This window comes from Staphylococcus devriesei (assembly GCF_002902625.1).
Taxonomy (GTDB): domain Bacteria; phylum Bacillota; class Bacilli; order Staphylococcales; family Staphylococcaceae; genus Staphylococcus; species Staphylococcus devriesei.
In genome coordinates this window covers 1-10,962 of sequence record NZ_PPRG01000087.1, presented here as the reverse complement: position 1 = coordinate 10,962, position 10,962 = coordinate 1, and the positions used below count along the sequence as shown (strand labels likewise).

The 10,962-nt window shown below is 31.9% G+C and carries 11 protein-coding genes; 9 read left to right on the top strand and 2 right to left on the bottom strand.

Annotation, left to right across the window (positions count from 1 at the left end):
* Positions 1-558: 558 nt before the first annotated feature.
* Entirely contained in the window at positions 559-1,323 is a 765-nt protein-coding gene (locus CD147_RS11200; protein ID WP_103167537.1) for a CHAP domain-containing protein, read from the bottom strand.
* Between the two features lie 840 nt (positions 1,324-2,163).
* Between CD147_RS11200 and CD147_RS11195 the strand changes: the two genes are divergently transcribed.
* From CD147_RS11195 to CD147_RS11155, 9 genes are all read left to right on the top strand, one after another.
* Positions 2,164-2,886 (top strand): helix-turn-helix transcriptional regulator, encoded by a 723-nt coding sequence (locus CD147_RS11195; protein WP_233649276.1) that lies wholly within the window; start codon positions 2,164-2,166, stop codon positions 2,884-2,886.
* 343 nt (positions 2,887-3,229) lie between these two features.
* Positions 3,230-3,970 carry a transcriptional regulator, SarA/Rot family gene (locus tag CD147_RS11190; protein WP_103167536.1) on the top strand — a complete coding sequence of 247 codons (741 nt, stop codon included), beginning with the start codon at positions 3,230-3,232 and terminating at the stop codon, positions 3,968-3,970.
* A 20-nt stretch (positions 3,971-3,990) separates the two neighbouring features.
* Positions 3,991-4,314 carry a PH domain-containing protein gene (locus CD147_RS11185; protein WP_103167535.1) on the top strand — a complete coding sequence of 108 codons (324 nt, stop codon included), beginning with the start codon at positions 3,991-3,993 and terminating at the stop codon, positions 4,312-4,314.
* Between the two features lie 276 nt (positions 4,315-4,590).
* A complete protein-coding gene (locus tag CD147_RS11180) occupies positions 4,591-4,935 on the top strand; it encodes a transcriptional regulator, SarA/Rot family (protein WP_103167534.1) in 345 nt (114 codons plus the stop codon).
* A gap of 167 nt (positions 4,936-5,102) precedes the next feature.
* Positions 5,103-6,245 carry an acyl-CoA dehydrogenase family protein gene (locus CD147_RS11175; RefSeq protein WP_174694348.1) on the top strand — a complete coding sequence of 381 codons (1,143 nt, stop codon included), beginning with the start codon at positions 5,103-5,105 and terminating at the stop codon, positions 6,243-6,245.
* Positions 6,246-6,408: 163 nt separating this feature from the next.
* Positions 6,409-7,335: an ABC transporter substrate-binding protein gene (locus CD147_RS11170; protein ID WP_103167532.1), complete on the top strand. Its 927-nt coding sequence runs from the start codon at positions 6,409-6,411 to the stop codon at positions 7,333-7,335.
* A 118-nt stretch (positions 7,336-7,453) separates the two neighbouring features.
* Positions 7,454-8,395 carry a nucleoside hydrolase gene (locus tag CD147_RS11165; protein WP_103167531.1) on the top strand — a complete coding sequence of 314 codons (942 nt, stop codon included), beginning with the start codon at positions 7,454-7,456 and terminating at the stop codon, positions 8,393-8,395.
* Positions 8,396-8,468: 73 nt separating this feature from the next.
* Positions 8,469-9,017: a biotin transporter BioY gene (locus CD147_RS11160; protein WP_103167530.1), complete on the top strand. Its 549-nt coding sequence runs from the start codon at positions 8,469-8,471 to the stop codon at positions 9,015-9,017.
* Between the two features lie 36 nt (positions 9,018-9,053).
* Positions 9,054-9,818: a GNAT family N-acetyltransferase gene (locus CD147_RS11155; protein ID WP_103167529.1), complete on the top strand. Its 765-nt coding sequence runs from the start codon at positions 9,054-9,056 to the stop codon at positions 9,816-9,818.
* A gap of 392 nt (positions 9,819-10,210) precedes the next feature.
* Here the strand turns inward: CD147_RS11155 and fdhD are convergent, their stop codons facing one another.
* Positions 10,211-10,960 (bottom strand): formate dehydrogenase accessory sulfurtransferase FdhD, encoded by a 750-nt coding sequence (fdhD, locus tag CD147_RS11150; RefSeq protein ID WP_103167528.1) that lies wholly within the window; start codon positions 10,958-10,960, stop codon positions 10,211-10,213.
* Between the last annotated feature and the right edge of the window lie 2 nt (positions 10,961-10,962).

Sequence of the window (10,962 nt, the reverse complement as noted above, 5' to 3'; positions counted from 1 at the left end):
ATATATTTATATGTTAGAACAGTAAATAAATATTATTGTAGCGATGATATTTATCTCTATAAGGTTTTAACTGTAAATATCCTCAAAATATTCAAAAGTAATGGATTCAATTTTTGTAGCGAAAATTGAATCCATGAACGATGAGTAAATGAATTTATTAACATCATGTTTAATAGATATAACTCATTCACGAAATAATAAATTTATTGTAAGAATATAGCTATATTAGAATAAGAGACTGAGCCATCATTATAGAAATGGCTTAGTCTCTTTTTTGGCAGTAGTTGCCTACAATAAATAGGCATTCGAGCCTCACTTTCTTCATTACTAGTCAACCTTGCCGGGGCGGGACTAGGAAATCTTAGGAATTACATTAGATTTCAGTCCCGCTCCCTAGATTTCAGTCCCACTCCCTAGATTTCAGTCCTGCTCCCTAGCTTTCTATCCCATTACTAGCTTTCTATCATCGCTTCCTATTAAAAAACCGCAAACAATCTCATTGTTAAATGAAATCATTTGCGGAAGTGTAGCTTATTTGAAATATTTTATAAGTTAATATTAGTGAATGTAGTTGTAAGATGAAGCTTGGCTAGCTGAGATTGTACGTGAAGTAACAACACCTACACCATGGCCATAGTTCATTTCTGATACTGTAACTGAACCGTCACTACCAACACTTTCAACGTATGCAACGTGACCGTATGCACCTTGAGAAGTTTGTAAAATTGCTCCAGCTGAAGGTGAGTTATTTACAGTGTAACCTGAAGCAGCAGCAGCGTTTGCCCAGTTATTAGCGTTACCCCAAGTTGAACCAATTTTACCACCAGCTCTTTCATATGCATAGTAAGTACATTGACCACTAGTGTATAAATTACTACCTGAGCTTGCAGAGTTAGAAATTGATACGCCAGATGAATGTGATGATGGTGCAGTTGTAGTTGTTACTTTGATGTTACGATCTGAAGTTGAGTAGCTAGCACCCATGCCACCAGTACGTTGAGCATTTGAATTATATGATTGAGTATTATTGTCATTATTGTAGCTATATGAATAATTTGAATTGTAGTTATTGTAGTTATTGTTGCTGTAGTTGTTATTTGAATAATTTGATTGACTAGAGTGATTTACTTGATCAGGGCTCCAGTTACCTTTCCAAGTGTAATGATAATTACCTTGTTGGTCGATAGTGTAAGAATAGCTATAAGATGTTGGATCATTTGGGTTATAACCTTGTTCAGCTGCGTGAGCTTCGTGACCATGTCCAGCGATAGCGATTGTAGCAACTCCTGCAGTAGCGATTGTAGCTGTAGCGATTTTTTTCATTGTAAATATCCTCCTGAGAATTAAACTAATTTCTATTTATTATTTAATAGTCATTTGTTGACCCTTAAGTCCTTTGTTTCATTGTTCCTTAACGACAAAACATACTTTATCAAAAAAAATTGAGTTTGTGGGCGTTGTTATCATTTTGTAATTTTTTGCTAATATTATGTTTTAACATACATACTTTTAGTAATGTTTTGTAATTTTAAAAAAACATTGATATATCAATGTTTAAAGATTATTATGAAAAGAATACTCATTTCTTTGTAATCTTATTGTAAAAAAATAGCAAACTTTATTTCTAAAGAAATAACTGTAAAAATCATATATTTTGTACCATATTTTTACATATAAAACACATTTATGTGCTACTCAAATTTAAAAACAAATAGGAACTAGGTAAAAAAACGTATACTATTTTTACTAAAAGTGATGTTTTAAGCATGCTATATATATAATTTTATTTGAATAAGGTAATAAAGTGATATAATTAGTCAAAAGTTTGCTACTGGTAGTGCCGAAAGAAAACATACAATTATATATGAAGATAGACATTCGAGGAAGAATGAGGTTGGGATAACATTGTTTAATTTTTTAGAATATAAACTATTAATGTCTCACCCTCAGAATAGCTAAAGAAGTTATTGGGGAGGTAACTCTATTTCTATTTATGTCATGTCTTTATATATTATAAAGTGAGAGGACGTACGTATGATTGATAACTTTTCGGTAAAACTTTTAAAAAATATAAAGATAAGTAGGCAAAAGGAATCGAATATAAAATTAATCTATTGGTTAAAAGGTTCAGGTGTGGTTAATTTGAACTTGGACAAATTTTAAATGAAGTCTAGAGATTTGATGTTTGTAATGTTAAATGACTTATACTCAATTGAAGGTGAAGAGGATTCTTTTGTAGTATTGATTGAAATAGCCTTTAAAGATTATTTAAAATTCGCCGATGATTATATTAGATTAAACGGTCATAAATTTTCATCAATTGAAAGAAGACAGTTAGAACCATTTATCATAAATTTACTTGAATTCGAAAGCCGTAAACCGCATATATTACATATTAAAGATAAATTGGTAAAACACTTATGCGTAGAGTTGGGTTATATTCAACGTAAACGTCGGGATAGTTATAAATTGGAAAATACGCTAATTGATGAAGTGCATGAATATATTATTGAACATCATGCTCAGAAAATTAATAGGCAAGAACTTGCAAATTCTCTGAATATGTCTGCAAAAGAAGTAAGCGAGGCTATAAAATACCATACGCCATATAATAATATTACTCAGTATATCAACGACGTGAGATTAAAATTATGTTTGGTGGACTTGTTAAAAACTAACGCGCTAATTCAAGATATTGCTTTCGACCATGAATTTAATCACTACCCACGATTCATTGCTTTATTTAATAACAAATATGGCGCAACGCCTGGGCAAATTAGGAAAAATAAGCAACTTATACATTATAATAGTTCAGAAACTATAGAAATTCCGTTTGATAAGGAAGCACAATTATTAATAGCTGAAGCTAAAAGTAATTATTATTAGGAAATAGAAGATAAAACATTTATACCTTGCGATAGCGATTAATAGTTTATAAAGTAAATCTTCTGCGGATGTTATGATGATTTAAGAAGAGTAATAAATTATTGTTGTATTGCTAGAGTGTGTTTTAATCAAAAAACTTCTGACCTAATAGTATAAGATAAAAACAGTTGAGTGTTATGTTGTTAAACAAAGCATTATTCATATTAGATAGTATTGACGCTCTCATCTTATTAATACTTATATGTGAAGATAATGATATCTAAAATGCTACAACACCAAAATGTCTATCTTTAAATCGATGCTTATAGTAAGCATCAAGTTAGGACATGAGGTGGCAAGTATTATGAATAAAAAGAACATTGAGACGCTTTTATTTTATTTGATGTTCACAAAAGTTATTAACGCAATATTAAAGTACACACATAACCTAAATCTTGAACATTTAATAATATTAAATGAAATTATTAATTATCACCAAGTTCAACATCAAGGTATCTATATGGAAGACTTAATTAAAAAAGTGGACTTATCTAAAAGAAATGTACGCTATCATTTAGAACAACTTTACCATTTAAAATGGATTATTAAATTGCGCGATGAGGTTGATCAAAGAAGAATATTAATTCTGCCCATTACGCGATATCAAGAAAAATTGCATATGTTATTTTGTGAAGTTGAAGAGTTGTTAAAAGTAAGATATCTCAATAAGTATGAAGAGTTTAATATTTTAGTAGAACTTCCTTATATTACTATTCTTTATCAAGCATTAAACCAAGTTAAATTAGTGGGAGATCGATTTGATTTAACGTTAGATGAGATATTTCTATTAGGTAAACTTACTACCCATCAAGAAGTAAGTTCTTTAAAAGCATTTCATTCCTTCTCACACCACGATTTGATTTGTATCAATTCAATTATTAATGGTTTATATCAAAAAGGATATATAATAAAATATAGAAAGCCAGAAGATGAACGTATGGTGTATATCAAATTATTAGATTCTCAACTTAATAAAACAGAAAGATTATTTGTGGAATGTTACAATGAATTTCAAGCGGAAATGAAATCAATTTTTATAACATAGATAATAAGGAGTATCAAAATATGATTTTAGATAATGTGAATCCTGATGATTTATTCCCAACCGAACAAAAAGGTCCATCTGTCTTAGGCATGATTGAGTACAGTGTACAGGGCCAAAGCGAATTTGAAGGCGCATTCGTTGCGACTTCAGAACGTTTAATCATGAACGTGGATATGAATGGTCAATTTTATTATAGAAATATTCCTTATAATGAAGTAGAAGATATTGAATATGATGGCCAAAACATTACATTTACTTTTAATATTGGCAGGGTGCCAATGAAACAGATTCAAACTGAAGATGTTAAAACTTTTGTTGAATATGTAGAATCAAAAATTAAATAATTTTATTTAAACTAGGATGTTTGTACAAGGTAATATATAACAACAAGCTTCCTAGTTTTTTATTTCATTTTCATTAGTATTGAACTTTAATTGATTAAGTATAATTTAGTCAGTGTGTTTTTATTATGTAATACCATTTTAAGTTAATAAAAACATTGAAATATTATACTTAAATATTATAAAATAAATTTTATAGCATTAGAAATCTTTAGTGAGTAGTAAATAGTACACGAACCTTGTAGCAACAAGACGTACATCGGAGGAGTGGTTTAGAATATGGGACAAATTAAAGATATCAATGATTTAGTTAACGCAACATTTCAAGTCAAGAAATTCTTCAAGGATACTAAAAAGAAATATAATTTAAATTATGAAGAGATTTACATTTTAAATTACATAGCTAGAAGTAAAACAAATGAAATAACTTCAAAAGAAATCGCAACGTATTCAGAGTTTAAACCTTATTACTTAACTAAAGCATTACAAAAATTAAAAGATTTACAATTATTATCAAAAAAGCGCAGTATTAGAGATGAAAGAATTGTTATTGTTTACGTTACTGATGAGCAACGTGAAAAAATTAATAAGTTGATTGCTGACCTTGAAAAATACATTAAATAATCAACTAGTAATCTGCTTATACCTAGTCTTAAGTTGAGAAATGAAAATTCTCTTAAACTTAAGACTTTTTTATTTGAACATCGGTATAATTGGCATTCTTTAACTTATTAATGTTGAGTGGTAAACTAAGAATAAATAACTAAGATAATGAATAGGTGATGTAAGTGATAGATTCATTTTTAATTAATAATAGTTTACAAAAAAAGTGGCTCGAGAAATTCAAAACAGTTGAAGATACTTTTAGAAAAAGAGCAGAATACAATGATTTAAATTCAACATTTCCATTTGAAAATATTGAATGGCTTGTTAAAGAAGGTTATAGTTTGTTAACGCTCCCGGTTGAATATGGAGGAGAAGGCGCTACTATTGAAGATATGGTAGTATTACAAAGTTACTTAGGGTCAATTGATGGAGCGACTGCACTTTCAATTGGCTGGCATTTAAGCGTGGTAGGACAATTATATGAGCAAAATATGTGGCAACAAGAGATGCTTGATCAATTTGCCGGAGAAATTAAAAAAGGTGCACTTGTTAATAGAGCGGTAAGCGAAGCGGACACAGGCAGTCCTACGCGCGGCGGGCGACCTGCAACACATGCTGTTAAAACGGAAAATGGTTATCAATTAAATGGGGTTAAAACATTTACTTCAATGAGCAAAGCACTTACACATTATATCGTGGCTGCTTATGTTGAGGAACTAGAAGAAGTAGGTTTCTTCTTGGTGCCTCGGGAATTTAAAGGTGTAGAGATAGCTGATAATTGGAATATGATCGGCATGAGAGCCACAGAAAGCCATGATTTAGTATTAAATGACGTGATAGTACCTTATGAATATTTCGTAGAAGGAAGACGTAAGCCTCAACCTAACGGATGGATATTACACATACCAAGTACGTATTTAGGTATAGCGCAGGCAGCAAGAGATTATGCAGTTGAATTTGCTAAAAGCTATGGTCCAAATAGTATTGAAGGAACCATTGCCAATCTTCCGACTGTGCAACAAAATGTTGGTAAAATGGAGTCGTTATTACTTTCAGCTCGACATTTCTTGTGGAGCACTGCTAAAGGCTATCAAACTATTGAAGATAATCCTAACGTTTGGAATGAGACCGCAGCTAGTAAAATCCTTGTGATGAATCAGGGGTTAGAAGTTGTAGATTTAGCTATGCGAATTGTTGGAGCAAAAAGTTTAGAAATGGAACGTCCACTACAACGATACTATCGTGATATGCGTGCTGGTTTACACAACCCTCCAATGGAAGATGCTGCTTACACTAATATTGCGAAGTCGGTATTAGACCTATTTTAAACATAATAACCAAAAATATTGAACTTCATTAATTAGCCTCATTTGATTATTATTGCGAGGCTAATTTTTTATTTTTCAAATATATAAAAATTCTATTGTAAATATCAATTATCTCATGTATAATTTTGATGAAATTGATAATCGTTTTCAATAGGAGGATGTTATGAAAAAGTTAATTTTTCCATTAATTGCTTTAATCATTGTGTTAGCTGCATGTGGCAATAATGGTAGTTCAGGTGATTCAAATAAATCAGATTCAAAAGAAGAAACAAAGTCATATAAATTAGATAGTGGTAAGTCAATTAAAATTCCTAAAGATCCTCAACGTATTGCTGTAGTAGCACCTACGTTTGCAGGTGGTTTACATAAATTAGGCGCTAACATCGTAGCGGTTAATAAACAAGTCGATCAAAGCCCAATCTTAAAAGATAAATTTAAAGATACTACTAAAATTGGTGACGAAGACGTAGAAAAAGTAACTAAGAAAAAACCAGATTTAATTATCGTTTATTCTACTGATAAAAATATTAAAAAATACCAAAAAATTGCACCAACAATTGTTGTGGATTACGGTAAACATAAATACTTAGAACAACAAGAAATGTTAGGTAAAATTTTAGGTAAAGAAGACGAAGTTAAAAAATGGGAAGAAAAATGGAAAAAACAAGCTGAAAAAGACGGCAAAGAAATCAAAAATGCCATCGGTAAAGATTCAACTGTATCAATCTTTGACGAATTCGATAAAAAATTATACACATACGGCGATAACTGGGGCCGTGGTGGAGAAGTTTTATATCAAGCATTCGGTTTAAATATGCCTAAAGGCCAACAAGATTTAGTTAAAAAAGAAGGTTGGGCTGAAGTAAGTCAAGAAAAAGTAGATGACGTAGCTGGTGATTACATCGTATCAACTGGTGAAGGCAAATCTAAACCAAGTTATGAAACAACTAATATTTGGAAAAATTTACCAGCAGTTAAAGATGGTCATGTAGTTGAAGTTAAAGCTGAAACATACTGGTACAATGATCCTTATACACTTGACTTCATGAGAAAAGACTTAAAAGACAAATTAATTAAAGCTAGTAAATAATTAGGTAGAATTTAAAACGAATATCAATTTTGATACGCTATTGAGCTATGATTATGTACAATGTAATCATAGCTCTTTTTATATCATGTTTTTGAGAATACATATAGGAGGATAAACAATGAAGAAAGTTTATTTTAATCACGACGGTGGAGTGGATGATTTAGTTTCACTCTTTTTACTATTACATATGGAAGATATTGAATTGGTTGGAGTGAGTACAATTGGTGCCGATTGTTATGTCGAGCCTTCAGTCAGTGCATCTAGTAAAATTATTAACCGTTTCTCAAGTTTGTCACTTAAGGTGGCCGCATCACGTGAACGTGGGAGAAATCCTTTTCCTAAAGAATGGAGAATGCATGCTTTCTTTATGGACGCCCTACCTATCTTAAATGAACCCACAACGAATCGTCAGTCTACCATTAGCCAATTGGAAGCTTATGAAGATATTATTAAAGTTTTAACCGAAAGTGATGAGAAAGTCACTTTATTATTTACTGGTCCACTTACAGATTTAGCTAAAGCACTTACAATAGACCCTAGCATTACACAAAATATTCATAAACTTGTGTGGATGGGTGGCACATTTTTGGAAAAAGGTAATGTAGAAGAACCAGAACATGCTGGTACAGCTGAATGGAATGCCTTTTGGGATCCAGAAGCAGTAAAAATAGTATTTGATAGTGCACTAGAGATTGAAGTGATTGCCTTAGAAAGTACGAATCAAGTGCCACTAACCCTAGATATTCGCCAAATGTGGGCAGACGAACGTCAATACATAGGGGTAGATTTCCTAGGCGTAAGCTATGCCGCTGTACCTCCACTTACTCATTTCGTAACTAATTCTACATATTTCTTATGGGACGTGCTCACTACAGCATATGTAGGTAAGCCTGAATTAGTGCAATCTATTCAACTGAATGTAGATGTTGAAAGTGATGGTCCAAGTCAAGGACGTACATTTATTAAAGCAGATGGTCGACCAATCAATGTAGTTAATGGTGTAAACAGAGATAATTTCTTCCGTTATATCACAGATTTGGCTAAGAAAGTTAAATCTTAAATTAAATGTAAACTTTTTATTCACGTAAGTTTACAATAGTGGTATAATCATTTTCGTAGAAGGAGGATACAACATGAGTACAAGAAATTTAGTTTATACTGCATTGATGACAGCGATTATTTGTGTTTTAGGTTTGGTGCCGAGTATTCCATTACCTATCATGCCCGTACCGATTGTTTTACAAAATATTGGTATTTTTCTAGCGGGTATTATCCTAGGAAGAAAATATGGTGCGCTAAGTGTCATAGTATTCTTATTATTAGCGGCTACTGGTTTACCTGTCTTATCAGGTGGACGTGGAGGAATTGGAGTATTTGCAGGACCTTCAGCTGGCTTCCTATTCTTATATCCTGTAGTAGCTTATCTCATTGGATTAGTTAGAGATCGTTATCTTGATAGAATCAACTTTACAATTTTATTTGTAGCAACATTAGTCGTTGGTATTTTGCTATTAGACGTTGTTGGTACAATTATTATGGGCTTCATTATACATATACCTGTAAGTAAAGCTATTGTTTTATCATTAACATTCATGCCTGGCGATATTGTTAAAGGCATTATTGCTAGTTTAATAGGCGCAACAATGTTAAACCACTCTCGCTTTAAAAATTTGATACAATAAAGTTATTAAATTTTAAATAGCCAGGGGGATAATCGCATGGCTGGTATCTCAATCCATAATATTTATCAAGAAGGACATTTGTACTCAGAAGATGAGAGAAAAATAATTTATCTTACTTCTTCTGAGCCATTAAAATACGACACTAATAAGTGGGTCTATAAAAAGGTTCCTGCCATAGCACAATGGTATGAAGATATAACTCAACAGTTACTATTGCATCAACAACAACATTCTAACCATTTAGCGTTTACTTTTCCTGAAAATGAAAGCCTCGATGAAACGTGGCTTAAATTATTTAAAGATGAAGGATTTCAATTGGGGGTATTAGAATTTTACATCATAGAAGGGGTTCAACTAGCTACACTACCTAAAAGAGAAGAAATAGTCATTAAAGTAGTAAATGAGCAGAATATAGAAGATTATTTAAATATCTATTATTCATTTGCACTTCCTTATGGAGAGGAATTTGCCATAGAGAGCGTTAACGTAGCGAGACAAAGTATACTAAGTAAGGAAGACGTTACACTTAAGTTACTTGCTTATTTGAATAATAAAGCAGTAGGGACAGTAGATGTTATAGAAACAGAAAATACAGTTGAGATTGATAGTTTTGGCGTGCTTGAGACTTATCAACATCAAGGGATTGGCACAACTATGCAATCTTATGTCGGGAAGCTAGCTGGACAACGTCCAGTCATTCTTGTAGCAGATGGTGAAGATACTGCCAAAGATATGTATCTAAAACAAGGGTATACATATCAAAGTTTTATCTACCAAATTGTAAAAGAAAATATTATATAAATGATAAAAGTGTCTGGGAGTTCAATCCCAAAACAATAGCGTAGAGGTGATTCAATCACGAATCATCTCTACGCTTCTCTTTTCATCAAAACTACGTTAATTACATGTGATTTTACATTAAAATACTTTAAAAAAATAAGACACTTTCGTTTAATTTAATAAATACCACTAAACTAAATTAACGAGTTGTCTTATGTATGAAAATTATAATCCGACTTAACTTACGCTATCAATAGAAGCTTGTATTTAAATTTCTACCACTGATAGATGCTTTTAAGTGAATAGATTTTTAAATATTTTAAATATACTACTAAAAAAATCAGGGATTGATAATAAAAAATTAATCTTTCCTTCATGGTTTTTCTTTTTTCTCATGGTTTTACCTTCACTCCCTAGATTTCAGTCTCGCTCCCTTTTATACGTTCGGGATGGCTATAAACATTAAAGTTACCATCACGAATAAAACCTATTGCAGTGATGTTCAAATCATTCGCAAGCGTAATCGCTAAGGTAGTAGGGGCTGATTTAGATAGAATCACACCCACGCCAATTTTAGCTGCTTTAAGTAATATTTCAGATGAAATTCGACCACTAAATATTAAAACTTTATTCCGCACAGGGATATGACGTTGAATACAAAAACCATACAATTTATCTAACGCATTATGGCGACCTATATCTTGTCTGTGTTCGAAAAATTCATCACCATCACTAATCGCAGCATTGTGCAAACCACCTGTTTGTTTAAACAATTTGCTAGCACTTTGTAGGCCAGTCATCATATTAAGAACTTGTCTCGGCGTTAACGTAATCTTTGACATCGACGTTTTAGCAATCGCTGCATCATTATGAAAGTAAAATTCACGGCTTTTCCCACAACAAGATGCAATCATGCGTTTTGTAGAGTATTCAAATCGATCTCCTAAATCTTTTGTTAACTCCACATGCGCAAACCCCTTACTATCATCAATCTGTATGGATTTTATTTCTTCTTTTTTGAAAATAGCCCCCTCAGAAGCTAAAAAACCAATAACTAGTTCTTCCATATGTGTTGGGCTACATATGACAGTAGCAAATTCTTTACCATTGACCATTATCGTTAATGGGAATTCAGTTACATAGCTATCTTCAGTTTCAAACAATT

What these genes read in the sequence shown, in the direction of transcription:
- CD147_RS11200 (WP_103167537.1), bottom strand. Translation starts at nt 1,323, where the DNA reads ATGAAAAAAATCGCTACAGCTACAATCGCTACTGCAGGAGTTGCTACA.
- CD147_RS11195 (WP_233649276.1), top strand. Translation starts at nt 2,164, where the DNA reads ATGAAGTCTAGAGATTTGATGTTTGTAATGTTAAATGACTTATACTCA.
- CD147_RS11190 (WP_103167536.1), top strand. Translation starts at nt 3,230, where the DNA reads ATGAATAAAAAGAACATTGAGACGCTTTTATTTTATTTGATGTTCACA.
- CD147_RS11185 (WP_103167535.1), top strand. Translation starts at nt 3,991, where the DNA reads ATGATTTTAGATAATGTGAATCCTGATGATTTATTCCCAACCGAACAA.
- CD147_RS11180 (WP_103167534.1), top strand. Translation starts at nt 4,591, where the DNA reads ATGGGACAAATTAAAGATATCAATGATTTAGTTAACGCAACATTTCAA.
- CD147_RS11170 (WP_103167532.1), top strand. Translation starts at nt 6,409, where the DNA reads ATGAAAAAGTTAATTTTTCCATTAATTGCTTTAATCATTGTGTTAGCT.
- CD147_RS11165 (WP_103167531.1), top strand. Translation starts at nt 7,454, where the DNA reads ATGAAGAAAGTTTATTTTAATCACGACGGTGGAGTGGATGATTTAGTT.
- CD147_RS11160 (WP_103167530.1), top strand. Translation starts at nt 8,469, where the DNA reads ATGAGTACAAGAAATTTAGTTTATACTGCATTGATGACAGCGATTATT.
- CD147_RS11155 (WP_103167529.1), top strand. Translation starts at nt 9,054, where the DNA reads ATGGCTGGTATCTCAATCCATAATATTTATCAAGAAGGACATTTGTAC.